At 62.8% G+C, this 25,211-nt stretch carries 26 protein-coding genes; 14 read left to right on the top strand and 12 right to left on the bottom strand.

Going from position 1 to position 25,211, the window contains the following annotated elements:
- Positions 1-7: 7 nt before the first annotated feature.
- The 5 genes from aspS to DVU_RS15780 all read left to right on the top strand — a co-directional run bounded on the left by aspS (position 8) and on the right by DVU_RS15780 (position 6,422).
- Positions 8-1,840 carry an aspartate--tRNA ligase gene (gene aspS, locus DVU_RS15800; RefSeq protein WP_010940622.1) on the top strand — a complete coding sequence of 611 codons (1,833 nt, stop codon included), beginning with the start codon at positions 8-10 and terminating at the stop codon, positions 1,838-1,840.
- A gap of 302 nt (positions 1,841-2,142) precedes the next feature.
- Positions 2,143-2,658 (top strand): peptide deformylase, encoded by a 516-nt coding sequence (gene def / locus DVU_RS15795; protein ID WP_010940621.1) that lies wholly within the window; start codon positions 2,143-2,145, stop codon positions 2,656-2,658.
- The gene (fmt, locus tag DVU_RS15790) at positions 2,631-3,623 is read left to right on the top strand and encodes a methionyl-tRNA formyltransferase (RefSeq protein ID WP_010940620.1); all 993 of its coding nucleotides are present in this window, start codon (positions 2,631-2,633) and stop codon (positions 3,621-3,623) included. Before def ends, fmt begins: the two co-directional genes overlap by 28 nt.
- A 120-nt stretch (positions 3,624-3,743) precedes the next feature.
- Positions 3,744-4,667 carry a DUF116 domain-containing protein gene (locus DVU_RS15785; RefSeq protein WP_010940619.1) on the top strand — a complete coding sequence of 308 codons (924 nt, stop codon included), beginning with the start codon at positions 3,744-3,746 and terminating at the stop codon, positions 4,665-4,667.
- A 231-nt stretch (positions 4,668-4,898) separates the two neighbouring features.
- Positions 4,899-6,422: a transcription antitermination factor NusB gene (locus DVU_RS15780; protein ID WP_010940618.1), complete on the top strand. Its 1,524-nt coding sequence runs from the start codon at positions 4,899-4,901 to the stop codon at positions 6,420-6,422.
- A 96-nt stretch (positions 6,423-6,518) separates the two neighbouring features.
- On the opposite strand, the gene DVU_RS15775 is transcribed toward DVU_RS15780, so the two are convergent.
- From DVU_RS15775 to DVU_RS15765, 3 genes are all read right to left on the bottom strand, one after another.
- Entirely contained in the window at positions 6,519-6,899 is a 381-nt protein-coding gene (locus DVU_RS15775; protein ID WP_010940617.1) for a DnaJ family domain-containing protein, read from the bottom strand.
- A gap of 81 nt (positions 6,900-6,980) precedes the next feature.
- On the bottom strand, positions 6,981-8,006 hold the full coding sequence (locus DVU_RS15770; RefSeq protein ID WP_010940616.1) for a bifunctional heptose 7-phosphate kinase/heptose 1-phosphate adenyltransferase: 1,026 nt from the start codon (positions 8,004-8,006) through the stop codon (positions 6,981-6,983).
- A 10-nt stretch (positions 8,007-8,016) separates the two neighbouring features.
- Positions 8,017-8,931: a ParB/RepB/Spo0J family partition protein gene (locus tag DVU_RS15765; RefSeq protein ID WP_010940615.1), complete on the bottom strand. Its 915-nt coding sequence runs from the start codon at positions 8,929-8,931 to the stop codon at positions 8,017-8,019.
- Positions 8,932-9,007: 76 nt separating this feature from the next.
- Between DVU_RS15765 and DVU_RS15760 the strand changes: the two genes are divergently transcribed.
- Positions 9,008-9,427, top strand: a complete 420-nt coding sequence (locus tag DVU_RS15760; protein WP_010940614.1) for a hypothetical protein — start codon at positions 9,008-9,010, stop codon at positions 9,425-9,427.
- Positions 9,428-9,431: 4 nt separating this feature from the next.
- On the opposite strand, the gene DVU_RS15755 is transcribed toward DVU_RS15760, so the two are convergent.
- From DVU_RS15755 to DVU_RS15730, 6 genes are all read right to left on the bottom strand, one after another.
- On the bottom strand, positions 9,432-10,220 hold the full coding sequence (locus DVU_RS15755) for a ParA family protein (protein ID WP_011791341.1): 789 nt from the start codon (positions 10,218-10,220) through the stop codon (positions 9,432-9,434).
- A 737-nt stretch (positions 10,221-10,957) separates the two neighbouring features.
- The gene (locus tag DVU_RS15750; protein WP_010940611.1) at positions 10,958-11,965 is read right to left on the bottom strand and encodes an NAD-dependent epimerase; all 1,008 of its coding nucleotides are present in this window, start codon (positions 11,963-11,965) and stop codon (positions 10,958-10,960) included.
- 47 nt (positions 11,966-12,012) lie between these two features.
- Positions 12,013-12,768, bottom strand: coding sequence for a slipin family protein (locus DVU_RS15745; RefSeq protein WP_010940610.1), 756 nt, complete (start codon positions 12,766-12,768; stop codon positions 12,013-12,015).
- 468 nt (positions 12,769-13,236) lie between these two features.
- Positions 13,237-14,154, bottom strand: a complete 918-nt coding sequence (locus DVU_RS15740; RefSeq protein WP_010940671.1) for a hypothetical protein — start codon at positions 14,152-14,154, stop codon at positions 13,237-13,239.
- Complete coding sequence (coaBC, locus tag DVU_RS15735; RefSeq protein ID WP_010940609.1) at positions 14,136-15,350, bottom strand: bifunctional phosphopantothenoylcysteine decarboxylase/phosphopantothenate--cysteine ligase CoaBC; 1,215 nt, start codon at positions 15,348-15,350, stop codon at positions 14,136-14,138. Before coaBC ends, DVU_RS15740 begins: the two co-directional genes overlap by 19 nt.
- On the bottom strand, positions 15,350-15,919 hold the full coding sequence (locus tag DVU_RS15730) for a lipoprotein (RefSeq protein WP_010940608.1): 570 nt from the start codon (positions 15,917-15,919) through the stop codon (positions 15,350-15,352). The genes coaBC and DVU_RS15730 overlap by 1 nt, the downstream gene beginning before the upstream one ends.
- A gap of 112 nt (positions 15,920-16,031) precedes the next feature.
- Here DVU_RS15730 and queA point away from each other — a divergent pair, with 112 nt between their 5' ends.
- The 6 genes from queA (at position 16,032) to DVU_RS15700 (ending at position 20,754) form a co-directional block, all read left to right on the top strand.
- Positions 16,032-17,147: a tRNA preQ1(34) S-adenosylmethionine ribosyltransferase-isomerase QueA gene (gene queA / locus DVU_RS15725; RefSeq protein WP_010940607.1), complete on the top strand. Its 1,116-nt coding sequence runs from the start codon at positions 16,032-16,034 to the stop codon at positions 17,145-17,147.
- Positions 17,148-17,510: 363 nt separating this feature from the next.
- A complete protein-coding gene (locus DVU_RS15720) occupies positions 17,511-17,744 on the top strand; it encodes a 4Fe-4S binding protein (protein WP_010940606.1) in 234 nt (77 codons plus the stop codon).
- A 3-nt stretch (positions 17,745-17,747) separates the two neighbouring features.
- The gene (locus DVU_RS15715) at positions 17,748-18,821 is read left to right on the top strand and encodes a 3-methyl-2-oxobutanoate dehydrogenase subunit VorB (RefSeq protein WP_010940605.1); all 1,074 of its coding nucleotides are present in this window, start codon (positions 17,748-17,750) and stop codon (positions 18,819-18,821) included.
- Complete coding sequence (locus tag DVU_RS15710) at positions 18,821-19,603, top strand: thiamine pyrophosphate-dependent enzyme (protein WP_010940604.1); 783 nt, start codon at positions 18,821-18,823, stop codon at positions 19,601-19,603. The genes DVU_RS15715 and DVU_RS15710 overlap by 1 nt, the downstream gene beginning before the upstream one ends.
- The gene (locus tag DVU_RS15705) at positions 19,603-20,151 is read left to right on the top strand and encodes a 2-oxoacid:acceptor oxidoreductase family protein (protein WP_010940603.1); all 549 of its coding nucleotides are present in this window, start codon (positions 19,603-19,605) and stop codon (positions 20,149-20,151) included. The genes DVU_RS15710 and DVU_RS15705 overlap by 1 nt, the downstream gene beginning before the upstream one ends.
- Before the next feature lie 312 nt (positions 20,152-20,463).
- Entirely contained in the window at positions 20,464-20,754 is a 291-nt protein-coding gene (locus tag DVU_RS15700; protein WP_010940657.1) for a sll1863 family stress response protein, read from the top strand.
- Positions 20,755-20,831: 77 nt separating this feature from the next.
- Here DVU_RS15700 and DVU_RS15695 read toward each other — a convergent pair whose 3' ends face one another.
- The 3 genes from DVU_RS15695 to DVU_RS15685 are packed head-to-tail and all read right to left on the bottom strand — an operon-like array spanning position 20,832 to position 22,845.
- The gene (locus DVU_RS15695) at positions 20,832-22,001 is read right to left on the bottom strand and encodes a TadG family pilus assembly protein (protein WP_010940601.1); all 1,170 of its coding nucleotides are present in this window, start codon (positions 21,999-22,001) and stop codon (positions 20,832-20,834) included.
- 11 nt (positions 22,002-22,012) lie between these two features.
- Complete coding sequence (locus DVU_RS15690; protein ID WP_010940600.1) at positions 22,013-22,432, bottom strand: TadE/TadG family type IV pilus assembly protein; 420 nt, start codon at positions 22,430-22,432, stop codon at positions 22,013-22,015.
- Positions 22,429-22,845 (bottom strand): TadE/TadG family type IV pilus assembly protein, encoded by a 417-nt coding sequence (locus tag DVU_RS15685; protein WP_010940599.1) that lies wholly within the window; start codon positions 22,843-22,845, stop codon positions 22,429-22,431. The genes DVU_RS15690 and DVU_RS15685 overlap by 4 nt, the downstream gene beginning before the upstream one ends.
- Before the next feature lie 542 nt (positions 22,846-23,387).
- Here DVU_RS15685 and DVU_RS15680 point away from each other — a divergent pair.
- Both DVU_RS15680 and kdpA read left to right on the top strand, forming a co-directional pair.
- A complete protein-coding gene (locus DVU_RS15680; RefSeq protein WP_010940596.1) occupies positions 23,388-23,477 on the top strand; it encodes a potassium-transporting ATPase subunit F in 90 nt (29 codons plus the stop codon).
- An 8-nt stretch (positions 23,478-23,485) separates the two neighbouring features.
- A complete protein-coding gene (gene kdpA / locus DVU_RS15675; RefSeq protein WP_010940595.1) occupies positions 23,486-25,195 on the top strand; it encodes a potassium-transporting ATPase subunit KdpA in 1,710 nt (569 codons plus the stop codon).
- The last annotated feature ends 16 nt before the right edge of the window (positions 25,196-25,211 follow it).

The following is a 25,211-nucleotide window of genomic DNA, read 5'->3' as shown; positions in this document are numbered from 1 at the left end:
ATACGTCATGAGCGACCAGATTGCCGACATCCAGCTGGAACATCAGCAGTACGTCGCCCCGCTGGGCGACTGGCAGCGCACCCACTCGTGCTGTGAACTCACCGCCGCAGACGTGGGCAACGACGTGTGCATCATGGGATGGGTGCAGTACCGCCGCGACCACGGCGGGCTCATCTTCGTCGACCTGCGCGACCGCAAGGGCCTGACGCAGGTCGTCTTCAGCCCCGACTTCGCGCCCGAGGCCCACAAGGACGCCCACATCGTACGCAGCGAATACGTTCTCGCCATCCGCGGGCGCGTTCGTCCCCGTCCCGAGGGCATGACCAACCCGGGCATGAAGACCGGCGAGATTGAAGTGGTTGTCAGCGAATGGAAGCTGCTCAACACCTCCAAGACCCCGCCCTTCCTCATCGAAGACCGTACCGAGGCCAGCGAGAACCTGCGTCTTGCGTGGCGGTACCTCGACCTGCGCCGTCCGCGCATGGCCCGCAATTTCATGCTGCGTCACCGCGCTGCCCAGTCGGCACGCCGCTACCTCGACGAACTCGATTTCCTCGAAATCGAGACGCCGTACCTCACCAAGGCCACGCCCGAAGGTGCGCGCGACTTCCTCGTGCCCAGCCGCCTGAACCACGGCATGTTCTACGCCCTGCCGCAGTCGCCCCAGATTTTCAAGCAGCTGCTCATGGTCTCCGGCATGGACAGGTACTACCAGATCGTGCGCTGCTTCCGTGACGAGGACATGCGCGCCGACCGCCAGCTCGAGTTCACCCAGATAGACATCGAGATGAGCTTCGTCGACGAGGAGCGCGTCATGTCCATGGCCGAGGGTCTCATGTCCCGCGTCATGAAAGACACGCTCGGCGTGGATGTCACGGTGCCCTTCCCGCGCATGACCTATGATCAGGCCATGGGCGAGTACGGCGTCGACAAGCCCGACACCCGTTTCGACCTGCGCCTCAAGGACGTCACCGACGCCGTGCGCGGGTCCGAGTTCAAGCTCTTCGCCAAGGCACCGTTGGTCAAGGCCATGCGGGTTCCCGGTGGCGAGACCATGACCCGCAAGGAGATCGACGAGTTCACCGAATTCGTGAAGATCTATGGCGCACAGGGCCTTGCATGGATCAAGATCCGCGAAGGCGAATGGCAGTCGCCCATCGCCAAGTTCCTTTCCGAGGCTGAACGTGCCGCGCTCGTGGCCGCCCTCGGCCTCGAAGTGGGCGACATCGTCTTCTTCCAGGCTGGCGAACCGGGCATGGTCAACGCCGCGCTCGGCAACCTGCGCGTGAAGCTCGGCCAGCACCTCGGTCTCATCCCCGAAGACACCTACAACTTCCTGTGGGTTACCGACTTCCCGCTGTTCGAATACGACGAGGAGGAGAAGCGGTACGTGGCATGCCACCACCCCTTCACCTCGCCCAAGGACGGCCATTTCGACCTCATGACCAGCGACCCGGCGGCAGCCCGCGCCCGTGCGTATGACATGGTGCTCAACGGTTACGAGTTGGGCGGCGGTTCCATCCGCATCCACTCCGCCGAAGTGCAGCGCCGCATGTTTGCCGCGCTGGGCCTCGACCCGCAAGAGGCGGAAGAGAAGTTCGGCTTCCTCATTCAGGCCCTCGAGCATGGCGCACCGCCCCACGGCGGCATCGCCTTCGGCATGGATCGTCTGGTGATGCTCCTCACCGGTTCGCCCTCCATCCGCGACGTCATCGCCTTCCCGAAGACGCAGAAGGCGACCTGCCTCATGACGCAGGCACCCGACGCCGTGAGTGCGCGCCAGTTGCGCGACCTCGGCATCCGCCTGCGCGAGACGCCGCAGGAACAGAAGCCCGAATAGCCTAGCAAGTTCGCAGGGGGCGGCCATGTGCCGCCCCTTTCGCATCGGGGGGGGCTCCAGTGGAGGGGGCTTTCTGACTGGTATGGGCGCATCCGGGTGCATGACCGCCGGGCCCTGTCCTTTGCATTTTCCGCAGTGCCTACGCTTGTCGAGCGTGGTGCGGTGGGCGCATTCCCTGCCGTTTCACCCCTGCACGGCCGCATCCGCCCGACGGCATCGCCGGCTTGCCCTGCCGGCCCCGCCTTGCCGTTTGCCCTACCCTGCCTTATTGTCCCACCTCAAACCTTTACACGGAAGCACGCATGATCAGGGAAGTCCTCAAATACCCCGATGAGCGCCTCGCCATCGAGTGCGACGACATCGACGAGATAACCGACGATATCCGCCAACTTGCGGCTGACATGGTCGAGACCATGTACCGCGAGGACGGCATCGGCCTCGCCGCACCGCAGGTGGGTGCCAATTGCCGCCTCATCGTGGTCGACGTCAGCGGCCCCGAGAAGCGCGAAAGCCTCATGACGTTCATCAACCCGCGTCTCGAACCTCTCGGTGACGAGAAGGTCGAATCCGAGGAAGGGTGCCTTTCCGTCCCCGCCCTGCGCGCCAAGGTCGAGCGGCATGAGCGTGTGCGACTCACGGCACGCGACCTTGACGGCAATGAAGTTTGCATGGATGCGGACGGCCTGCTGGCCATCTGCCTGCAACATGAGATCGACCACCTTGGCGGTACGCTCTTCATCGACCGCATAAGCCGCCTCAAGCGCTCACTCTATGACGCAAAGGTGAAGAAATGGCTGAAAGCGCGCCGCTCAAGATAGTCTTCATGGGCACGCCGGACTTCGCTGCGGCGAGTCTCCGGCATCTTCTCGCGTGGGACGGATGTGACGTCGTCGGCGTGTACACGCAGCCCGACCGCCCTTGCGGGCGTGGGCAGCAGTGCCGGCCCTCCGCCGTGAAGATGCTCGCCCTCGAGCACGGTCTCGACGTGCGGCAGCCCGTGAGCTTCCGTGACGAGGCGGATGTGCAGGCCCTTCGTGACTTCGGGGCCGACATCCTCGTGGTCGCCGCCTACGGCCTCATCCTGCCGCAATCGGTGCTCGATGCCGCGCCCATGGGGGCCGTCAACGTACACGGTTCGCTGCTGCCCCGCTACCGTGGCGCCGCGCCCATCCAGAGGGCCGTCATGAACGGCGACGCGGTCACGGGCATCACCATCATGCAGGTGGTCAAACAACTCGACGCAGGCCCTATGCTGCTGCAGAAGGCCCTCGGCATCGGCTGCGACGAGACGTCAGGACAGTTGCACGACCAGCTTGCCGAGTTGGGTGGGCGATTGCTTGTGGAGACGCTGGCGCGCCTCAGGGCGGGGACCATCATGCCCATCCCGCAGGACGACGCCCTCGCCACCTATGCCGCCAAACTCACCAAGGCCGACGGCCTCGTGGACTGGAACCGCACTGCGGTCGAGGTCCATGCACAGGTGCGTGGCGTGACACCGTGGCCTGCCGCGTACTTCACGCTTCGGCGCGAAGGGCAGAAGGACGTGCGCGTCACCATCGAACCCGGCACCATCGGGCCGCTGCTTGAGCAGCCTGCCGTACCCGGCACCATCGTCGGGCTTGTGGACGGTGCCATCGCCTTCGCCTGTGCCGACCGCACCTACCTCGTGCGCACTATCCGTCCTGCCGACAAGAAGCCCATGACAGGCGAGGCGTTCTGGTGCGGCTATCTCAGTCGCTGCGAGGGCGAATGCCCCGGCTTTGCCGTCTGCGAAGGTGCCTAGAGACGTTGCCCATGCCTTCACTTCCACATGTCGTTGCCTTGCGTCGCATTCCGGTGCTAGGCTGCGTGTGATGTGAAGGTCTCGCGTCCGCAACGTCAACCGCAATGCAACGGGGGCTGTGTGCTTTCCAAGAATCCCCACTCGCTGCCGCGTGAAGACTACCACGGCGCTCGCAAGCGTCTCTTCATAGGCCTCATCACAGGCACTTCAGTAGGGTTGTGCCTGTTGCTGCTTGTGGGATGGGTTGTGCCGTACATCGGTCTCGGCAACATCCACCCGTGGGTTCCGCATGTGACAGGTGCCCTGCTCGTGCTGTGCATCCTTTGCATCGCATGGGCTTCCCTGGGGCTCGTGCTCCATATCTACACCGGACGCCCCATGCTCGGTACCGAGCGCATCCGCGGGCTCACCATCAAGATTTTCCTGCCTCTCATGGAGCTTCTTGGTCGTGTCATGGGTGTCGGGCGCGAAGAGGTGCGGCATTCGTTCATCAAGGTCAACAATGAACTTGTGCGCAGCCGTGGCGGTCGGTACACGCCTGATGAACTGCTCATTCTCGTGCCGCACTGCCTGCAATCGAGTCGGTGCGAGATTCGGCTCACCTATGACATGAACCACTGTAAACGGTGTGGCAAATGTCCCATCCGCGACCTTCTGGCCCTGCGGGACAGATACGGCGTTTCTCTCGCCATTGCCACAGGTGGTACCATCGCGCGCCGCATCGTGGTGCAGACGCGCCCCAAACTCATCATCGCCGTCGCCTGCGAACGCGACCTCGCCTCCGGCATTCAGGACACGCACCCCATCCCTGTCTACGGTGTCCTCAATGAACGGCCCAACGGTCCATGTCTCGACACGCTCGTGCCCATGCAACGTCTCGAAGCCGCATTGCGGCATTTCTTGCGAGATGTCCCTGTCTCTGCCGGGGGGGCTCCTGACGAGTCGCGCCGCGGCAGGGATGCCGCTGCGGCGTTCGGTAAGGCACAGGGGCCGGAATGTCGTGTTACGCAAGGTTCTTCGCAGCGTAGGGGGTCTGATGGCTGATTCTCTTCCGGGCCGGGCTTATGTGCATTTTCCTTGTCGCACAGTGTCCGGGGCGCGTCTTCGGCCTCTGGTTCTCGTCCGGGCTGTCCGTACCGCAATGACGACGGCTGGACCCTGACCGAGTGGGATTGTTTCCGCCTTGGGGCTTGATGCGTCTCCACCGTCTGGCGTGACTCGGCTACCGTTGCTGTTTTCCTCTCTTCCTACCTGCTGTCTCAAGAGACCTAATTCATGACAAGTCTGACCTCCGACCTTCCCTGCCCGCAACCGGGCGTCCTCTTCCCGGACTTCGCCCCGGTGTTGCGAGACCGCAAACGCCTGTCGTGCGTCCCCCCTGCACGTGCCGGTGCACTCGTCGCACTGGATGCCGTCGTGCGCGCCGGTGTCGATGTGCAGGCCGCCCTAGACGACTCTCTGTCGCATGCCTCTCTTTCGCGTCAGGATGCCGCGCTCTGCACGGAGCTTGTCTATGGCTATCTCAGGTCGGAAATTCGTCTTTCGTGGCTTGTACGGCGTTTTCTGAAGGCCCCTTCGAAGCTGCCCCCCGGCGTTCTGGCATTGCTCTGCCTTGCCGCCTACGAACTCACCCAGTGTGACAGGGTGCCTGCGTATGCCACCCTCGACTGGGCCGTATCCGCTGTCAGGGCACTCTATGGCACGGGTGTCTCACGCCTTGCCAATGCAGTGCTGCGCAATGTGGACCGGCTGGGCGATGCGTGGCGCGTAGCCGACTTCTATGCGTGTGTCGGCGATAACCGCGACAGGCTGTGTGTAAGGCACTCCGCCCCGCGCTGGCTTGTCGACCTGTGGTGCGACGGGTACGGCGAGGAGAAGACGACAGCCCTGCTGGAGGCCTCGCTGCTGCATCCCGCACCGGGCGTACGCATCAACCTCGCCCGTGCTGACGGTGCGGATTGTCTGCAACAACTCCTTTCCGGCAACGCCGGGACAGGTCGGCAGGCTGCTGGAAAGGCCGGTGTCGTGTTCACCTCCGGAGGCACACCTTCCGAGGTGACTTCACTCGTATCCGAGGGGCGGGCTTCCCGGCAGAGTGGTGCTTCGCAGTCGGCCCTTGCGGCACTTGAACCCGAGGTATGGCCGGGTCCCGTATGGGACTGCTGTTGCGGACGGGGTGGGAAGACTGCGGCGCTTGTGGAAACCGGTGTTGCGGTCGTTGCTGCATCAGACCCCAGTATGAGCCGTCTGCGGGGGTTGCGCCGCGATTTCGCAAGACTCGGTCTTCCGGTGCCGCTTGCGGTGCGTGCCTCTGCTGTGCGCCCGCCTTTCAGTTGCGCCGCCAGCATGGCCCGGGCCGGGAGTTGTGGCGATGGCGGCAGCCCGCTTGCCATTGATGGCATTGAAGTGGAGGTGTCCCGTGGGCAATCCGCGACAGGGCTTGTCAACGCCTCTGGGCTGGGCAGCGGTGGTCTTTTCGGTACCATCCTTGTGGATGCCCCGTGCAGTGGGCTTGGCACGTTAAGCCGCAGGCCCGACATCAAGCGTAAGCGAACCACGGCACAGATTGCGGAACTTGTTGCCCTTCAAGAGGCCATTCTCGATGCCGTCTGGCCCTGTCTGCGTTCAGATGGCGTACTCGCCTACATAACGTGTACCCGCAATCCGCAAGAAAACGAGTTGCGGATTGCGGCATTTCTTGAACGTCATCTGGATGCGAGACTTGAAATCGCGTACGAGACACCCCTTGAGGATGTCTCGCGCGAATTCTTCTATGCAGCCCGGTTGAGGAAGGCTTAGGGGCTGTTTATCCGGCTACCACCGTATCGCAACGGGCGTGGCGTGTACCTTGCGGCTTGCCGTATGGCTGCTTGCATCACACCGGTCTTGTCGTATTCAAGGCTTTGGCTGGAGTGTGATTCGCTCAAGGATGCTCGCATAATAGGCATCATCATCGGATAGGGGCACCGGCTTCCCGCGTCTGTCGAGTATCCGGCGCAGGATGACCTCGAGTTTGCGCATCTGCCGTACCTTGTCCCGTTCATCTGCGCAATTCTCCAGTAATTCAAGCATGGTCTGCACTTCTTTCCTGTCCTGGATCTCGGAGGGCAGATAGCCTGCGTTTCGCAGAATCTTGTATGCCATGCGCAAGTCTTCAGGGATGAGCGAATCATCTTCGATTGAGAGCGGTTTTCCCGTGCCGGGCAGATTCTCGAAGGCACCCTCTTCTTGCGCTTCGGTTATGCGCTTTTCCGCAATGAGCGTGATGGCGTCCATGTTCGCCTCTTGTCATGTTTCACGGGAAACCGTGGAACATGTCTGTGTCTTCGTCCGGTCCATCACCCTGTACAGATGCCGCTATTGCCAGCGGTTGACCTGTGGTACGTCCAGCGTGGCGATGGCGTGGCGCAATTCGTCGGGCGACGCCGTTGCCGCCCCCACCTGACCTACCACGATGCCCGCGGCATAGTTGGCGAGAATGCAGCTTTCCAGCAAGGGCAACCCTGATGCCAGGCACAGTCCCACCGTCGCGATGACGGTATCACCCGCCCCCGTCACGTCGTAGACCTTCTGGGCGACAGTCGGCACATGCCACGCATCGTCCGGTGTCATGAAGAGCGCCATCCCCTGTGGTCCCAGCGTCGTGAGCAGGTGTTCGCAATCAAGCTTGCGGAAGATTGCCGCGGCAGCAGCCCGAATCTGTTCCCTGTTGCCTGCTGGCAAGCCTGCCCCCTCACTCGTTTCCTTGGTGTTGGGGGTAAGCATGTGCACCCCCTTGTACAGGTGAAAATTAGGCGTCTTGGGGTCGACGAGAATCAGCGGTCTTGTGGAGGACGCAGCGCACATGGCGGAAAGTCTTTCCATGAACGAGGCTGTCACAATGCCCTTTCCGTAGTCGGAGACCACGACCACGCGCGTGTCAGCCAGTGCGTCCTGTACCAGTGCCAGCAATCTGTCGAGATGCACTCCGCCGACCGGAGAGGCATCTTCGCGGTCGATGCGCAGCATCTGTTGCTGGCGGGCGATGACTCGCGTCTTGATGGTCGTAGGGCGTCCCGGAATCTCCACAAGTTGTGGTTCGATGCCTTCATTGTCGAGGACGCGCCGGAGAAGCGCCGCCCTTGTGCCTGTACCGCAGACGGAGATGAGGCGTGGTACCCCGCCAAGGGTGCGCACGTTGCGCGCAACGTTGCCCGCACCGCCCACGAGGTGCCTGTCTTCGGTGACATGCACCACGGGCACCGGGGCTTCGGGAGAGATGCGCTCGGCGTCGCCCATCAGGTACTCGTCGACCATGACGTCGCCGACGATGAGCACTTCGTTGCCTGCAAGTCCGGCGACACTGGCAAGGAGTCGCTCTTTATCTATGGTGTATCCGTTCATGCTGCGTGGATTAGTGGTTGGAAAGCCCAAGGCGGGCGAGAAGCCGTGCAAGGTCGTCCGGGCTGTCGAAGGCGATGGTCACCCTGCCCTTCTGTTCTGTCCCGCTGACCGAGGCCTTGAGTGACAGCGTGTCCGCAATGCGCTTTTGCAGTAGTTTCACTTCTGGCGTCTTCGTGCGCATCGCCTTGTTGCGTGGCGTCTGTGCCCGATGGGGGACGTGCGCGAGGGTGTCGGGAAGCGTGCCGTGTTCCTTCCAGTAGGTAGCCGCGGCTTCCGCATCACGTACGGTGAGACTTTGCTCGATGATTGCGGAACGCAGTGTCTCTTGGGCCGTCTGGTCGGTCACACCCAGCAGTGCGCGTGCATGACCCGGTGTGAGACGCCCGGACCTCACATCATCCAGTGATTCTTGTGGCAGTTGCAGAAGGCGCAGTGTATTGGCCACAGCAGGTCTGCTCTTGCCAAGCTGGCGAGCGAGCTCTTCCTGACTGAGACTGAATTGTTCGCGCAGGTCGTGCATGGCGAGGGCTTCTTCGACCGGGTTCAGGTCCTCGCGTTGCAGGTTCTCGATGAGGGCGACCGCGAGCGTCTCCTGGTCGGAGAGGTCGCGCACAAGGACCGGCACTTCGCGCAACCCTGCCAGTCTGCTGGCCCGCCAGCGTCTTTCACCGGCGATGATCTCATATTGTTGCGGTTCGGTGCCGCGCACGGGCCTCACCAGCAAAGGTTGCAGCACGCCCTTTGCCCTGATGGAGTCGGCGAGTTCCTGAAGTGCACTCTCATCGAAGTGCTTGCGTGGCTGTGCCGGGTTGGGGGCCAGTGAGCGTACCGGAAGACTGGTGATGTCCGACGCTGCCGAAGGTTCGACGGTATTCTTGAAGAGGGCGTCCAGGCCACGACCGAGGCCGCGTTGGTTTCCTGCCATATCCATCTCCTTGACTTTCAAACGTGTTGCTCTAACTGTGGTGGGCGACTTTCAAACCATCCCGTCCGGAGAAACCATGAACGAGAGAGATGCCCACGTTGTCCGGTTGTTCGACAGGCATGGCGACCTGTACGGCGTGATGCTCAGCCCCGACCTGTGGCGTGCTGTCGAACGCAAGGTCATGCCCGTTCTCGAACAGGCGCTGGAGGTGATGTACCCCACCGAGAGGCCCGAACCTGTCGAAGACCTGAAGATGTTCAAGGACTATTGGGATTTCAGGTATCCTTATGTTCCTGACGTCCATTGCGACCATTGCGGTGCTGCCACGGAGGACTGGGAGAACGATCCCGTGCATCCGTTCAGGCTTCGTAACGCCACCCTTTCGGGTATGCTCGTGTTCACGTGTCGCCAGTGCGGGGCAGCCATCCGCAAGAAGCATTTCAAGGACCATATCTGTTTCGAATTCACGCCGCCCGGTTGCGGTTGCGGTAGCTGACCCTCTACCCCGCCTGCGCGTCACGGCGCTGGGGCTTACGTAGCACGACCTCTTTGGCGAGTGCGAGGTAGGCTTCAGCGCCTTTTGATTTGATGTCGTAATGGATGATCGACTTGCCGTGACTCGGTGCTTCTGAAAGGCGCACGTTGCGAGGAATGACCGTTTCGAAGAGGTGGTCGGGGAAGCACTTTCTCACTTCGTTCTTCACCTGACGCGAAAGCTTGTTGCGCACGTCGTACATGGTGAGCACGACGCCCAGCAGCGACAGGTTCTGATTGAGTCTGCGCTTGACCTGCTCATAGGTTTGCAGCAGCTTGACGATGCCCTCCAGCGCGAAGAATTCGCACTGCAAGGGAATGAGCAGTTCGCGCGCAGCGCACAGCGCATTGAGTGTGATGAGCCCCAGAGAGGGCGGGCAGTCGAGAAGGATGTAGTCGTACCTGCTATCCAGCGGCTTGAGCAGGTCGGCGAGATAGTATTCGCGAGCCATCTTGTCGACCAGCTCAAGTTCGATGGCAACAAGGTCTGTCGTGGCCGGCAGCAGAGACAGGAACGGTGAGCTTGTGGTCAGTATGGCATCCACTACCTCTTCCGGCTGGAAGAAGGATGTGTACAGGCTGCGTTCGATGTCTTCCTGATCAAAGCCGAGTCCGCTTGTCGAATTGGCCTGCGGGTCGCAGTCGACAAGAAGGACCTTCTTTTCCATGATTGCCAGCGATGCGGCGAGGTTGACCGAGCTGGTGGTCTTGCCCACGCCACCCTTCTGGTTGGCTATCGCAATGATTCTGGCCACGACTACCGTTCCTGTTGCGTTGTGGGGTACTTCAAGTTTCACATGAAACATCGGCAGAGAGGCTCGCCACGTGCGGCCTCGACTCTTGCTAGTTGAGGATGCGCATCGCGTCAATACGGGTTGTCTGCATTTACTGCGTGCACTATCCACGAAGCGAGACATGGTGCGGGTGCGCGGGGCAATAAAAAAGTTCATGTTTCACATGAAACCTTGCGTGGCCCGCATCTCGTCTCTGTGGAATGGCATCGTCGAAGGAGAGACGCTACTAGGCAGGTGCTGTTGATGGAAATAGGTATGGAGGGTCGCGAGGCGTTACGGTGGTGTGAGCCTGTGGTGACTGCCCGAGGAATGCTGAGGGTGTTTGGCCAAACTCTAGACAAGGATATTGACGGATGCCTGCGCGAGGTGTCTTTTCCGCCCTCCGCCCTCCGCCCTCCGCCCTCCGCCCTCCGCCCTCCGCCCTCCGCCCTCGGCCTGTTAGCGTGGTCGGGACTGTTGCCCGTTTCCCGCGTGTGAGTGGTGCCAAGCCGGACCAGACTCTTGTGCTGGTGGTATCCTGTTAGACTGCGCCAGCGTCAGGAGTCCCCGCCTGTGACCAAGAACGTGTTCTGCATTGCTGCTGTGACAGGTTGCCCCACCCCTTGCGGAAAAGCATTCCGCGCCGTCTTGCCGTAGCCATGAAAAAAGGGCCGTCACGTGCAGTGAGGGCCCTTTCAGGTGGTCACAGAGGCGTAAGGCTATGCGCCGTAGTACTCGCGGTACCATGCGACGAAGGCGGCTACGCCCTCTTCGACCGTGGTCGCGGGGCGGAAGCCCGTGTCAGCGATGAGGTCGTCGACGTCGGCGTAGGTCGCTGCCACGTCACCGGGCTGCATGGGCAGCATGTTCTTGACCGCCTTCTTGCCGAGGCACTCTTCGAGTACTTCGATGAACCTGCCGAGTTCGACGGTGTTGTTGTTCCCGATGTTGTAGATGCGGTAGGGCGCGGTACTCGTGGAAGGGTCGGGGGCACTGCCTGTCCATGCCGGATTGGGAGTCGGATTCAGCTTCATGACCCTGAGAACGCCTTCGACGATGTCATCGATGTAGGTGAAGTCGCGGCGCATCTGCCCGTGGTTGAACACATCGATGGGCCGCCCCTCGAGAATGGCCTTGGTGAACAGGAAAAGCGCCATGTCGGGGCGACCCCATGGCCCGTAGACGGTGAAGAAGCGCAAGCCCGTGGTCGGCAGCCTGTAGAGGTGGCTGTAGGTGTGGGCCATCAGTTCATTGGCCTTCTTCGACGCGGCGTAGAGGCTGATGGGGTGGTCTACGTTGTCGTGCACCGAAAACGGCATGGTGGTGTTCAGGCCGTAGACTGAACTGGACGATGCGTACACGAGGTGCTTCACCTGATTGTGTCGGCATCCCTCGAGGATGTTGCCGAAGCCGACAAGGTTCGACTGCACATAGGAGCGCGGGTTCTTGATGCTGTAACGCACGCCAGCCTGTGCAGCGAGGTTCACCACGTGGGTGAAGCCCTCGCGTTCGAAAAGCTGGTCCATGTCGTCGTCATGGGCCATGTCGATTTCAGCGAAACTGAAGCCGCGATGGTCTTCAAGAAGGGCGAGGCGGTCGCGTTTGAGCTGAATGCTGTAGTAGTCGTTGAGATTGTCGAGACCGACGACAGTATGCCCTTCGGCTAGAAGGCGGCGGGAGAGATGAAAGCCGATGAAACCGGCGGCTCCCGTTACGAGAACATGCATAGGTCTGTTCCTGCAGTTGACGGTGTGTGGATGTGGTGTGGGCCGGGTCATGCAGGTGAACCGCTTTTACTCTTAGGTGTCAAGGTCGAGAGCAGGTCGAGGGGAATGGGCAGTATGGTGGCGTTGCTCTCGGAAGACATCTCGCGAATGGTCTGGAGGTAGCGCAACTGCAGTGCCTCGGGGTGGCGGGCGATGATGGCGGCTGCCTCGGAAAGCTTGTCGGCTGCCTGGAACTCACCTTCGGCGCTGATGACCTTTGCCCGTCGTTCACGCTCGGCCTCTGCCTGTTTCGCCATGGCGCGCTGCATCTCCTGCGGCAAGTCGATGTGTTTGAGTTCGACGGAACTCACCTGCACACCCCACTGTTCGGTCTGCCCGTCCAGCAGCGTCTTGACGTCCGCATTGATCTTGTCGCGGTGAGCCAGAAGGTCGTCGAGTTCGACCCCGCCGCACACGCTGCGCAACGTCGTCTGCGCAAGTTGCGATGTTGCGTAGAGATAGTCTTCCACCTCGTTGATGGCGCGCACGGGTTCCGCAACGCGGAAATAGACGACTGCGTTCACCTGAATGGAGACGTTGTCGCGTGTGATCACGTCCTGATTGGGAACGTCGAGCGTGAGCACGCGCATGGAGACACGTACAAGACGGTCGATGACGGGGATGACGATGATGAGCCCCGGCCCCTTGGTGGGGATGACGCGTCCGAGACGGAAGATGACGCCGCGTTCGTATTCGTTGAGGACGCGTAGTGACGTCGCCAGAAAGAGCACAATGGCGGCAATGACCGGAAGGGCTTCGAACATGGTGGCCTCCGCAATGCGGTATCCCGGTGCGATGCCGGGGAAACGGTGCAGGAGAGGGCACAGGCTCCTCTCGGAGAATACGCTGTAGCGTAGCATGGGAGAAAGAAGAGGCAAATGGAAAGTCGAAGTGCGGCGGCTGAAGGCGCAAGTCGAATCGAGATACCCGTGACCGGTACGATTGGGCTGTAGAACAGGCGAAATCCGGAGATGCTGGTCAGACCGTGCCAAGAAAGAATGGCATGTGCGAAGGGCCACGCCTGGGCCTGTCTGTCATGCCCTACTTTACGTCATGCAACGGGAGGCCTGCCACGGGCAACGGCGAACATGGACATCTCCGACCGATTCAGGGCACGCGTCAGCCGTTTGAATGCCATGCCCGGAACAAAGGCATGTGTTGACTGGCGGCCGCCATCGCCGAGAGGCCCTCAAGGCTGTCGACCGCAGGCCGATATTTGGGCGGGGGCGAGGCTAGCGCCGGGCGAACGGCATGAGCGTGGGCCGCAGGTAGGCGACCACGGCGTCGGCACGCGAAGGGTCTTGCAGCAGCATGTCCATGTCGGGCAGGACGATGAACAGCCTGCCCTGATGATTGACCTGCTGGAAGGGGCGAAGTTGCAGTCCCGGCGCGACGGCCTTGAGGGCGCGTGACCCCATGAGCAGGACGCAACGGGGCGCAAGTCGCTGCACAGCGGCATGAAAGACGGGCGCATCGGCTACGAGGTCGCCGCCTGAGGCTTCGTCGGGAAGGGCAACGGGCCAGAAACTGTGCGTACCGCGAGGCATGGCGAGTGCACCGAGGATGCGCCGCAGGAGTTGCCTGCGGGTATCGTCAGGCTTGCCGCAAAGGTCGTCGCCAAGAGCCCAGTACGTCCAGAGAAGCGGCGAACCCGCAGGGGTGCGGGTAAAGAGGTCGCGCCAGATGGCGGGCCATTGTTCGGGCGGAAGCGAAGTGGCTTCGACGCCCAGCGTCACGGGCGCGGGGCGTGCCGCAGCAACTCCATCCTGCCCTTCCGGCAGGCCCTTGGTCGAGCGGTTGGCATGAGCGGGTTGGCGTTCCGGGCGAGTCGGGCGGGTGCGGCTGGGAGGTGTGTCATCCGCACCGGACGTTTGGAGACGGACGGATGCCTCATCGACACGACGCCCCGAGTCGATGCCGTTCTCGGCGCGCTGTGACCGGGACGCGGCCGAAGCCATGCCGACGGAGTCTGTGCGACCTGCGGGCTGTGCGGTGCCTTGGCTGGCCTGTTGCACCGCACGCTCCTGTCCGTCGTCGGTTTGTGCCTCGCGCAGGGCCGCGAGCGCGGCATCATCGAGATAGAGGTGGCGTACCCCCGCAAGGTGCCACGGGGCGAACGCCGGGTGGATGCCTAGAGGGAGCGCAGCCATTCAAGGATGCTCCATGCGACATCGGGCTTGGACAAGAGAGGGAGTTCCTCGTCGCGCCCTGTGGCGTCGAGGATGCGTACACGGTTGGTGGCGGCACCGAAACCGGCATCGCTGCTGCCCACGAGATTGCCGACGATCATGTCGGCATTCTTGCGCTTGAGCTTGCCGCGCATGGCTTCGATGAGGTTGGACGTCTCGGCGGCAAAGCCCACGACCCTCTGGCCGGGCTTACGCAGTGCCCCGAGGGTGGCGATGATGTCACGGTTGGGGGCGAAGCGGATGTCGAAGCCGTCGGCCGCATCGGCCTTCTTGAATTTTTCGGCCCCGTAGGGCACTGGCTTGAAGTCGGCCACGGCAGCCGTGAAGATACCCGTGTCCACGTCAGGCCAGAGGTCGTGCGCCACTTCGAACATCTCGTCAGCCGAACCCACGTCATGCCGCACGATGTCTGAAGGCAGCCATGGCGCGCCGGGGCCGCACACGGCATCCACACGTGCACCGCGCAGCCATGCGGCCATAGCCAGCGAAGCGCCCATCACCCCGGATGACGGGTTCGTCCAGTAGCGGACGCCGTCCCATTTCTCGCGGGTGGGGCCAAGGGTGACCATGACGCGGGTGCCGCTCATGTCCTGCGGGGCGAGGGCACGCAATGCGGCAAGGTGTATGGCGCGAAGGTCGGCCAGCCTGCCCTGCCCTTCCTCCATGCAGGCGGTGCGCCCGCACCCCGGTTCGACCACCGTGACACCGCGCTGACGCAGTGTCTCGATGTTGGCGCGGGTGGCAGGATGTGCCCACATGCGCGGGTTCATGGCGGGGGCGACCACGAGGGGGCCGTCGAAGGCGAGGGCCTGACAGGCCAGCATGTCGTCGGCCATGCCCGTGGCAAGACGTGCCAATGTGGCTGCACTGGCAGGGGCGATGACGAAGGTATGGCAGCATTGCCCCGGTTCGAGGTGCCCGAAGGGCCCGTCGCCGCCGTCGAAGATGTCGCCATAGACGGGGGCCGCGCCAAGGGCCTCGAAGGTGAGGGGCGTGATGAAGCGCTTAGCCGCCTCGGTGAGCGTAACGCCCACAGAGAGACCGGCGTCCTGCCACTGGCGCACGAGGTCGGGCGCGCGGTAGGCCGCTACGGAACCGCAGACCCCGAGATGGAGTCTGCGGCCCTTGGCGAACGTGAAGGCGAGATGTGCGTCCACTACTGCGAGAGTCCCTGTTCCTGCACGCCGGAACCGCCGCCGGAAGACGCGCCGGGGGCCACGGAGAACGTGGGCTGCGTGGAACCGCCGGCAGACCCGGTGGAGTACATGGACTCGCTGCCTACGGAACCGTCAGGCAGGCGCGAGGCGACCCACACTTCCATGGTGGCGAGGTTCGAGCTGTCGGTAACGGCCACGATGCAGTTGCGGTCGCCCTTCTCGAAGAGCAGGATGCTGCGCTGTGCGCGGAAGATGGAGCGCAACTGCCACCCCTGACGGTTCATGTTGTGCACCATGGCGGTCACGAGCGACTGCCTGTCGAGCCTGCCTTCGAAGACCTGCAAGCCGGTCTTGGCCCCGTCGGGGGACTGCATGACGGCGGTGTACTTGGCCACCTCGGTCATGTCCTTGGGAATGGGCACGCTGGGGAACTCGCCGTAATAGACCTCATTGACATTGGACGGCGGGTCGGGTTCGAAGGGGTTGGGAATGGAGAGCGAAGAGCCGGAGCATCCCTGCATGGCCACAAGGCTGCAGGCGAGGATGGCCGAGGCGAGAAATCTGCGCATTGTTCACTCCTGTCGGTATGTCGCCGTCATGCGGCGCATGGGACGGTTGTGACGACACTAGCCAATGTCGCCCCGAACTGCAAACGGCGCGGGGCGGAAGGATACACGAAACATGAAGGATGACGCCACCGGAGCGGATTTTCTGCTGTCCGGCTACGACTACGAACTGCCTGAAGACCGCATCGCCCAGCACCCGCCTGTCGAGCGCGGACTGTCGCGTCTTCTGGTGCTCGACCGCACGACGGGCGAGCGCATCCATGCGCGGTTCGCCGACCTCGCGGAACACCTGCCGGAAGGCGCCCTGCTGGTCGCCAACAACTCCAAGGTGCTGCCCGCCCGCCTTCTGGGGCACAGGCCCACAGGGGGCAAGGTGGAGTTCCTGTTGCTGACACCGCTGCCGCTGGTGACGCCCCTTGCCGCCGGGCCCGCGTCGGGCACGGTGGAACCGGGCTGGTGCGTGGCGGAGGTGGAAGGACTGCTGCGCGCCTCGAAGCCGTTGCGCCCCGGTGATACGCTCTCCTTCGGTGACGACCTTCGGGTGGAGGTCGTGCACAAGGGGGAATTCGGGCGCAGCATGGTGCTGCTCTTCTGGCGTGGCGAATTGGCCACCCTCTTCGCCCGTGAGGGGCACCTGCCGTTGCCGCCGTACATCCGCCGCGCCGACGGCGATGAAGACCGCGACCGCTACCAGACCGTCTTCGCCCGCGAAGACCGTCTAGGGTCGGTCGCCGCGCCCACGGCGGGACTGCATTTCACGCCGTCACTGCGCGAGACGCTGACGGCGCGCGGCCACCAGTGGGCCGAGGTGACCCTGTACGTGGGCTATGGTACGTTCAGTCCGGTGCGTTGCGCCGACATCCGCGACCATGCCATGCACCGCGAATACGTGGAGGTGACGGCGGAGACGGTGGAGGTCATACGACGGGCCAAAGCTGATGGCCGTCCGGTCGTGGCCGTGGGGACCACCTCGTGCCGCGTGCTGGAGGGGGTCGCCACGGCGAAGGGCACTCTCGAACCCTACGCGGGGTGGACGGACATCTTCATGTACCCCGGCTATACGTTCAAGGTGGTCGACCATCTCATCACCAACTTCCACCTGCCCGAATCATCCCTGCTGATGCTGGTCTCGGCCTTCGCGGGACGTGAACGGGTGCTTGCCACCTACCGCGAGGCCATCGAGGAGGGCTACCGCTTCTTCTCGTACGGCGACGCCATGCTGCTTCGATAGGGGCTGCTTGCGGCGGGCCGGGGATGCGTGCGGCGTATGGTAGGCGCGCACAGGGCTTCTACGCCTCCTTCTGGTGAACGGGAGGGCACGCGGCGTGAGGTTTCTCACCTGCGGCTATGGGGGCGGCCGGCGGTGCGCGCAGGCGCAATGTGGAGCGGTTCGCTGTAATCCGCATGTCCATCCATGGCGGCATGTTGCGGCACCAGTCACGACGCAGGGCGAAGACCCGGCCGGGAAAGTGGGGCGCGGGGGGTTGGAAAACCCTTGCGACTTGTCCTATAGCTTTTCGTTGCTGTACGAACAAACAAGTCAGCCCCCGGCACGCGCCGGGGGGCACCAACGTCAACCCACAAGGATCGCACGATGTCACGGGTAGTTTTCCTGGAGGATCGCTGCAAGGGGTGCCTGCTCTGTACCACGGTGTGCCCCAAGAGCATCATCCGTCAGTCCTCCCGGTTCAACCGGCAGGGCTACAAGGTTGCCGAGGTGCCCGCAGAGGACATGCACGAGTGCACAGCCTGCACCTCGTGCGCGCTCATCTGTCCCGATGCGGCTATAAGGGTGTACAAAACCAAGAAGACCAAGGCCGGGGAGTAGCTCATGTCCAGCGAAAAGACCGAAAGGATCTTCATCAAGGGCAATGAGGCCATCGCCCACGGCGCTCTGGCCGCAGGGTGCCGCTGCTATTTCGGCTACCCCATCACGCCCCAGAACGACATCCCCGAGATGATGTCGTCAGCCATTCCCGCCGCAGGCGGGGAGTTCGTGCAGGCCGAAAGCGAGGTCGCGGCAGCCAACATGCTGCTGGGTGCCGCCGCATGCGGCGTGCGTGCCTTCACCTCGTCGTCCAGCCCCGGCGTGTCGCTCATGCAGGAGGCCATCTCGTACATGGCGGGCAGCGAGCTTCCGGGCGTCATCGTCAACATGAACCGTGGCGGCCCGGGCCTTGGCGACATCGGCCCCTCGCAGGGCGACTACTTCCAGTCGGTGAAGGGCGGCGGTCATGGCGACTACCGCACCTACGTGCTGGCCCCTGCCACCTGTCAGGAATGCTACGACATGATGTTCGAGGCGTTCGACGTGGCCTACCGCTTCCGCACTCCGGTGCTCGTCCTTGGCGACGCCATCGTCGGCCAGATGAAGGAACCCGTCACCCCGTGGAAGCGTGACGACCTCGACCCCGCCACCGAAGGCGCAGACTGGCGTCTTCAGGGCGCCAAGGGCCGTCCGGCGCGCCTGCTCAAGTCGCTGTTCCTCGAAGACGGGGCACTGGCAGGGCAGAACCGCAACCTTCAGGCCAAGTACGAGGCCATGAAGGAACTGGCCCGGGCCGAGTGCTTCGAGACCGAAGACGCCGACCTCGTGGTGGTGGCCTTCGGTTCCATCGGACGCATCGCCAAGTCCGCCATCCGCAAGCTGCGTGCGCAGGGCCACAAGGTGGGCCTCGTGCGTCCCGTCACGCTGTTCCCCTTCCCCGAGAAGGTGCTTCAGGACCTCGCCGCCAAGGGCAAGCGCTTCCTGACCATCGAGCACAACTGCGGGCAGATGGTGGACGACGTGCGCCTTGCGGTGCGCGCCTACTGCGACAGTGACTTCTATGGACACATGCCGGGCGAACTGCCGGGTTCGGACGATTTCCTGAAGCCGATACTCGACGCCCTGGGGAGGAAGTGATGCAGGCCCACGAACTTCGTGAAGACGAAACCGTCGCCTTCGACGTGCCCGAGTTGCTCGTCGACCGCGCCACCCACTATTGCCCCGGCTGCCACCACGGTGTGGCACACCGCCTCGTGGCGGAAGTGCTCACCGAGATGGGCGTGGCTGAAGACACCATCTGCGTAAGCTCCATCGGCTGCTCGGTGTTCATCTACAACTATCTCGCCGTCGACACGGTGGAGGCCCCCCACGGGCGCGCTCCCGCCGTGGCAACCGGCGTCAAGCGTGCCCGCAAGGACAAGATCGTCTTCGCCTATCAGGGCGATGGCGACCTCGCCTCCATCGGTCTCGCCGAGATCATGCATGCCGCCAACCGCGGCGAGCGCATGACCATCGTCTTCGTCAACAACACCGTCTACGGCATGACGGGCGGCCAGATGGCCCCCACCACGCTGGTGGGCCAGAAGACCACCACCTGCCCCTCCGGTCGCTGCCGCGACACCGAGGGCCTGCCCATGAAGATGGCCGAGATCATCGCCGGTCTCGGCGGGGTGGCCTACAGCGCCCGCGTGTCGCTCGACTCGGTCAAGCACATCCGCGCCGCCAAGAAGGCGCTCCGCAAGGCCTTCGACGTGCAGCAGAACGACCTCGGGTTCGGCTTCGTCGAGATGCTCTCGGCCTGCCCCACCAACTGGCGCATGGATGCCGTGAAGGCCAACAAGCGCATCGCCGAGGAGATGATCCCCTACTTCCCGCTGGGTGTGTACAAGGACGTGACCGAAGCCGAGGGGGTGTGCTGATGGCCATCTATCAGGACGTGATCATGGCGGGTTTCGGGGGCCAGGGCGTGATGCTCATCGGCAACCTTCTCGCCTATGCCGGAATGCACGCGGGCCTCAACGTCACCTACATCCCGGTCTACGGGCCGGAGATGCGCGGCGGCACCGCCAACTGCACCGTGGTCGTCTCCGATGAAGACATCGGTTCGCCCATCATCCAGCGGCCCAAGAGCCTCATCATCATGAACCAGCCCTCGCTGGACAAGTTCGAGGCGCGCCTCGAAGACGGTGGCGTGCAGGTGCTGAACACCTCGCTGGTGGACGCAAGCAAGGCCGAGGCGCGTGTGCGCACGGTCTGCGTGCCCGCCAACGAGATCGCCGACGGCATCGGCAACACCAAGATGGCCAACATGGTGGCCCTCGGCGCCTATGTGCAGGCCACCGGCATCGTGCCCCTCGAAGCCGTGAAGGAAAGCCTGAAGAGCGTCATCTCGGCGCACTACAGCCACCTCATTCCCAAGAACGCGGACGCCCTGCAGGCCGGTTTCGACCACGCCGCCAAGGGTTAGCGTACGCTGCACAGGCCTCTCCGACGGAGGGGTAGCGAAGGTTCCCGGCCGCCCGCAGACATTGTCTGCGGGCGGCTTCACATTGCGCGAGGGGGCGAGTGTCGCATTGCCGCCATGTTGCGGTCAGACCGCAATGCCGGGACGGGCGCGGCGCATGATGTTCTCCATGAAGCAACATGCCCCTCTGGACGCTACGGCCTTGCGGACATATGTATGAGGATGGCAACGGAGAATGCCGCGACAGCCGTGCAATGAGCCGGGATGACGCGGCTACGTTGCAAAGCATCAACCCTCAGCCCCACGGAGCACACCATGAGCAGCAGGGACGAGTACATCCGCAAGTTGCAGAATCAACTGGACAAGTGGAATGCGCAGATAGACAAGCTGGTGGTGCAGGCTGCGCTTGCCAAGGCCGAGGCCCGCGTGGAGTACCACGAGGAGATTACGGCCCTGCGCGAGAAGCGCGACGAACTTCTGGGCAGGCTTGCCGAACTCCAGCGTGCCGGTGAAGGTGCGTGGGAGGATGTGAAGTCGGGCTTCGAACTGGCGTGGAACGTCGTCGAAGACGCCTTCGAGTCGGCCCGCAAGCGCTTCAGGGATTGATGCCGCAACAGGCTTGGCAGATAGGGATACGCCCCGCAGGATGTGCCTTTGCACGCCCTGCGGGGCTTCTTGTTGCCCTACGGTCTGGCGAGTCTCGCCGTGTAGGTCAGGCAGGAGGCACCGGGAGAGACCGTGCCCCACGGCGCGAGGGGAGAACTGGCGATGTAGCGTCCGCGGACGTTGTTCTGGTTGTCCATGGATTCGACGAAGAACGAGGCGACCTTGACGACGGTCAGATAGTTGCGACCGCTCACGATGGGAAGCCGGGGGTCGTACAGGGGGATGCGGATGATGCGCGGGCTGTGGGGGTTGGGTTCGCCAGAGGCCGTCACGACACCCTTGCCGGTGTCCCATGTGGCGGCAGGGTCGCCAGCCAGGAGGTCGGCTATGCCCTGCCGGGTGGGGCCGACCATGTTGCCCGGTTCAACCTGTACCTGTGAGCCCGGCTGCACCGAGTATGTTCCGAAGTCGTTCATGCAGAAGCCTGCATCCCCGAGGCGTTCGCGATAGACCGAGGCTCCGGTCTCCGGGGCGCCCTGCCCCACAGGCGGCAGGTTGATCGGGCTGAACCAGCCGGGGACGACGGTGTCCGTGGGGTCGCCGAACTTGAGGACGACGGGCGTTCCGAAGTCGGCAGGGGAATATCCGATGAGCTGGACCGAGGCCATCTCGCAGCTGCTTGTGGGGTCGAGAGCCCCGTTGTTGAGCTTCCTGTCGGGGTCGCACTTGTCGTTCCATGTGAACTTGTCCGGTACGCTGAGCGGTGCCACGCAACTGCGGCAGGCCGGAACGGCCTCTGCCCGGGCCATGACCGTGAGGTCGCTGTAGGAGTCGCCGAACAGATTGGCGAAGATGAGCCCTACAGAGTTGCCCGCCTCGGCGTTGCGCCGGATATGCACGTCTATGCGGTTCATGGGGAACGAGGTGTTGATGGCGGCGTTGTTCGAGAAGGTCACATCGCCATCGCGGACGGCCCTATCGGGAACGTCACCCTGTGCGAGGTTGGCACGCGCCGTGGTGATGGCTTGCGTGCGGGCCATGTCGGTGTTGCCTGAACTGTTGATCAGTGCCTGTGCCCCTGCGAGTGCGGCGATGTCGGCTGCCTTCTGCATCTGGCTGCGCTTGGTGTAGACCACGCCAAGGTCCACCGCCATGGTGCCAAGACCCAGCAGGGCGAAGCTTGAAAGGGCGACGATGAGGGCGACGTTGCCTCGTTCTTCGTTGAGCAGACGTTTCAAGAGGGACATGCTATTTCCTCCTATCCTGTCGAGACAGTGGCACTTTCACGAATGATGACGGGCAGTACCGTGAAGGCGACGCCGAACACGGCGAAGCGTGTCGTATCCAGCGTCACGGTGATGGTCGCCCTCGTCTGGTCGGGTCTGTTGATGACGACCGTCACTTCTCCGGGGCGGTAGCCGGAGACCTCAAGCGCATCCTTGACCGCCGCCGAGGCCTGGGTGTCGGCTTGTGATGAGGCCTGGGCATGAATCAGGACGATGGCCCCTTGCCGCACTGCCTGCGTGAGGGAATGGCGTGCCGTGATGAAGCGGCCAGCATCCATGACGAGCAGGAGCATGGGCACCAGAAACAGGACGATGAGCAGGGCCGCCTCCACGGTGACCATGCCCCGCTCACCCTCATTCCGGCATAAGAACTGCGGGGTTCTGGCGTTCATGACGATTCCTCCGGCCCCATGACGGAACGTTTGGTGATGTCTATAACCCTTGCCCCGACCATGCTTGTGAGAAAGCCCGGCAACACGATGTACGAAAAGTCGACGGTGATGCGTACGGTGATGACAGGAGGCACAACCGCTGTCTCACGGGTGATGACCAGCGAGGAGGCCCTGAGCCCGGACGGTGCCAGAATCCTCTCGGCGGCAAGCCGAATCTCTTCGTCGGTCGTGGTCCTGAGCGCCCCCGTCTCCGCGGCTTCAACGGCGGCGGCGACTGTGGTGTTACGTGCCCAGACATAGCGCAGCATGTCCATGGTGCCGAAAAGGAGCAGCAACACGAGAGGCAGCACCAGTGCGAATTCGAGGGTGGTCATGCCTTCTGTGTCATGCAGGAAAGAACGTTCGCCTTTCATGGTCACCTGCCTTTGCGTATACCTGCGCGGCGTCGCCCGTACTTCGATGCCGGGAATGCCGGGCCGCGCTCAACGGAACGTGTCGCATCTACGATAGCAATTAATGCTCCATTAAACATAATGTGAAGCCGTGCGTGTCTATCATGCCAGATTCAAAGATGAATCGAATCTTGTTTCCGGAAGGGGCCATGTTGTGACGGGGCTTGCGTGATGATTACTCTACGATTTTTAGAAAGATGTGGGATAGATACTCTATCATATTCCGTATCATGCTGTCCTGAAAGATGAAAACAGGACTAAAAATATAAGAGTGGCATCATGGGGCGGGCTGTACACGGATGCCCTGCCGGGTGCCCCCCTCTGGTCCAGCAATATGAGGAAACGAAAGGCTCCCGTTACATTTTGTAACGGGAGCCTTTCATTTTGATACGCCGCGCACGCATAGCAGGAAGGCAAATTCTTTAAAATCATGGTGTTACTAAGTGGCACGTCAAATGCTCTTCGACTGGTGACCCTCAGCACAACATGCAAGGAGATGCCCCATGGATCTGCTCGATATCATCGGTCTCATATGCGCTGCGGCCCTCTACCTGTATGTCGGGTACGCATTGCTCTTCCCTGAACGCTTCTAGGAGTCGACATGCAACTCATGGAATATACGCAACTTGCACTCTTTCTGGGGCTGCTCGCCCTGATGAGCCCGGTACTGGGCCGGTTCATCGGACGCGCCGTACTGCGAGGCGAACAGACGTGGATGCACTCCGTTCTCGGTCCGGTGGAGAGGCTCATCTACCGGGCGTCCGGCATCCGGCCCGAAGCGCGGCAGTCGTGGCGGCAATATGCCGCCAGTCTGTGCGCCTTCTCGGCAGCAGGTTTTCTCATGACCTTCGGCGTGCTGATGCTTCAGGACAAGCTTCCCCTCAACCCGCAAGGGTTTCCGGGACTGTCGTGGCATCTTGCGTTCAACACTGCCGTGAGCTTTCTCACCAACACCAACTGGCAGTCCTACGCGGGCGAAAGCACCGTGAGCCATTTCTCGCAGATGGTCGGGCTTGCGTACCATAATTTCGTCTCGGCTGCCGCGGGGCTTGCCGTGGCGGTGGCGGTCATGCGCGGTCTTGCCTCACAGGAATCGAAGACCATAGGCAACTTCTGGGCCGACCTCGTACGTTCCGTGCTCTATGTCCTGTTGCCCATCAGCCTCGTGCTTGCCGTCGTACTCGTCGGGCAGGGTGTGGTGCAGACCATGAGTGCCGGGACGGAAGTGGCGACGCTCGAGGGTGGACGCCAGTTCATCGCCATGGGGCCGACAGCCTCGCAGGTCGCGATAAAGATGCTCGGTACCAACGGCGGGGGTTTTTTCAACGCCAATGCGGCGCACCCGCTGGAGAACCCGACCGCCCTGTCCAACCTGCTTCAGATGCTGGCCATCTTCATCATCCCGAGTTCGCTGGTGTTCACGCTTGGTGGGGCGGTCTCGAACCGCAGGCACGCGTGGACGGTCTGGTTCGTCATGGCCTGCCTTTTCATGGTCGGGGCGTGCTCCCTCTACAGGGCCGAAACCCTCGGAACGCCCCTCCTGACCGAAGTGGCGCAAGCGCCTGTAACGAACATGGAGGGCAAGGAGGTCCGTTTCGGCATCTTCGGGTCTGCCATGTTCGCCACCGTGACCACCGACGCCTCGTGCGGTGCCGTCAATGCCATGCATGACAGCCTGACGCCCCTGGGGGGACTCGTCACCCTCGTCAACATGCAGATGGGCGAGGTCATCTTCGGCGGCGTGGGGTCGGGGCTGTACGGCATGGTCCTCTTCATCCTGCTCACGGTCTTCCTTGCGGGGCTCATGGTCGGCAGGACGCCGGACTACCTCGGCAAACGCATCGAGGGGCGAGAGGTGACGCTTGCCATGCTCGCCCTCATCATCGCCGCCACTCCGCCGCTTCTCTTCTCAGCGGTGGCGGCCGTCTCCGGCTGGGGACAGGCCGCGCTCAACAACGCCGGGGCGCATGGCTTCAGCGAGATACTCTATGCCTACACGTCGGGCGTGCAGAACAACGGCAGCGCCTTCGCGGGGCTGAACGCCAACAGCCCGGCGTGGAACGTCACCATCGCCCTCGCCATGCTCATCGGCAGGTTCGGCATCATGCTGCCCATGCTGGGCGTGGCAGGCTCCATGGCGTCCAGAAAGGCCAGGCCCATCGGCGAGTTCTCATTCCCCGTATCCGGTTTCACCTTCGGCCTGCTGCTGACTCTGGTCATCGTCATCGTCGGAGCGCTCACGTACCTTCCCGCACTTGCTCTCGGCCCCGTCGTCGAACACTTCCAGATGCTCGACGGGCTGCTTCATTAGCCTTCAGGAGGCACCA

The sequence above is a fragment of the Nitratidesulfovibrio vulgaris str. Hildenborough genome, assembly GCF_000195755.1.
GTDB lineage: Bacteria > Desulfobacterota > Desulfovibrionia > Desulfovibrionales > Desulfovibrionaceae > Nitratidesulfovibrio > Nitratidesulfovibrio vulgaris.
This window is presented reverse-complemented; position numbering and strand designations above follow the sequence as displayed.

Bases quoted from the DNA above. Each gene is read 5' to 3' on its own strand.
- aspS (WP_010940622.1), top strand. From the start codon at position 8: ATGAGCGACCAGATTGCCGACATCCAGCTGGAACATCAGCAGTACGTC.
- def (WP_010940621.1), top strand. From the start codon at position 2,143: ATGATCAGGGAAGTCCTCAAATACCCCGATGAGCGCCTCGCCATCGAG.
- fmt (WP_010940620.1), top strand. From the start codon at position 2,631: ATGGCTGAAAGCGCGCCGCTCAAGATAGTCTTCATGGGCACGCCGGAC.
- DVU_RS15780 (WP_010940618.1), top strand. From the start codon at position 4,899: ATGACAAGTCTGACCTCCGACCTTCCCTGCCCGCAACCGGGCGTCCTC.
- DVU_RS15775 (WP_010940617.1), bottom strand. From the start codon at position 6,899: ATGGACGCCATCACGCTCATTGCGGAAAAGCGCATAACCGAAGCGCAA.
- DVU_RS15770 (WP_010940616.1), bottom strand. From the start codon at position 8,006: ATGAACGGATACACCATAGATAAAGAGCGACTCCTTGCCAGTGTCGCC.
- DVU_RS15765 (WP_010940615.1), bottom strand. From the start codon at position 8,931: ATGGCAGGAAACCAACGCGGCCTCGGTCGTGGCCTGGACGCCCTCTTC.
- DVU_RS15760 (WP_010940614.1), top strand. From the start codon at position 9,008: ATGAACGAGAGAGATGCCCACGTTGTCCGGTTGTTCGACAGGCATGGC.
- DVU_RS15750 (WP_010940611.1), bottom strand. From the start codon at position 11,965: ATGCATGTTCTCGTAACGGGAGCCGCCGGTTTCATCGGCTTTCATCTC.
- DVU_RS15745 (WP_010940610.1), bottom strand. From the start codon at position 12,768: ATGTTCGAAGCCCTTCCGGTCATTGCCGCCATTGTGCTCTTTCTGGCG.
- DVU_RS15740 (WP_010940671.1), bottom strand. From the start codon at position 14,154: ATGGCTGCGCTCCCTCTAGGCATCCACCCGGCGTTCGCCCCGTGGCAC.
- DVU_RS15730 (WP_010940608.1), bottom strand. From the start codon at position 15,919: ATGCGCAGATTTCTCGCCTCGGCCATCCTCGCCTGCAGCCTTGTGGCC.
- queA (WP_010940607.1), top strand. From the start codon at position 16,032: ATGAAGGATGACGCCACCGGAGCGGATTTTCTGCTGTCCGGCTACGAC.
- DVU_RS15720 (WP_010940606.1), top strand. From the start codon at position 17,511: ATGTCACGGGTAGTTTTCCTGGAGGATCGCTGCAAGGGGTGCCTGCTC.
- DVU_RS15715 (WP_010940605.1), top strand. From the start codon at position 17,748: ATGTCCAGCGAAAAGACCGAAAGGATCTTCATCAAGGGCAATGAGGCC.
- DVU_RS15710 (WP_010940604.1), top strand. From the start codon at position 18,821: ATGCAGGCCCACGAACTTCGTGAAGACGAAACCGTCGCCTTCGACGTG.
- DVU_RS15705 (WP_010940603.1), top strand. From the start codon at position 19,603: ATGGCCATCTATCAGGACGTGATCATGGCGGGTTTCGGGGGCCAGGGC.
- DVU_RS15700 (WP_010940657.1), top strand. From the start codon at position 20,464: ATGAGCAGCAGGGACGAGTACATCCGCAAGTTGCAGAATCAACTGGAC.
- DVU_RS15695 (WP_010940601.1), bottom strand. From the start codon at position 22,001: ATGTCCCTCTTGAAACGTCTGCTCAACGAAGAACGAGGCAACGTCGCC.
- DVU_RS15690 (WP_010940600.1), bottom strand. From the start codon at position 22,432: ATGAACGCCAGAACCCCGCAGTTCTTATGCCGGAATGAGGGTGAGCGG.
- DVU_RS15685 (WP_010940599.1), bottom strand. From the start codon at position 22,845: ATGAAAGGCGAACGTTCTTTCCTGCATGACACAGAAGGCATGACCACC.
- DVU_RS15680 (WP_010940596.1), top strand. From the start codon at position 23,388: ATGGATCTGCTCGATATCATCGGTCTCATATGCGCTGCGGCCCTCTAC.
- kdpA (WP_010940595.1), top strand. From the start codon at position 23,486: ATGCAACTCATGGAATATACGCAACTTGCACTCTTTCTGGGGCTGCTC.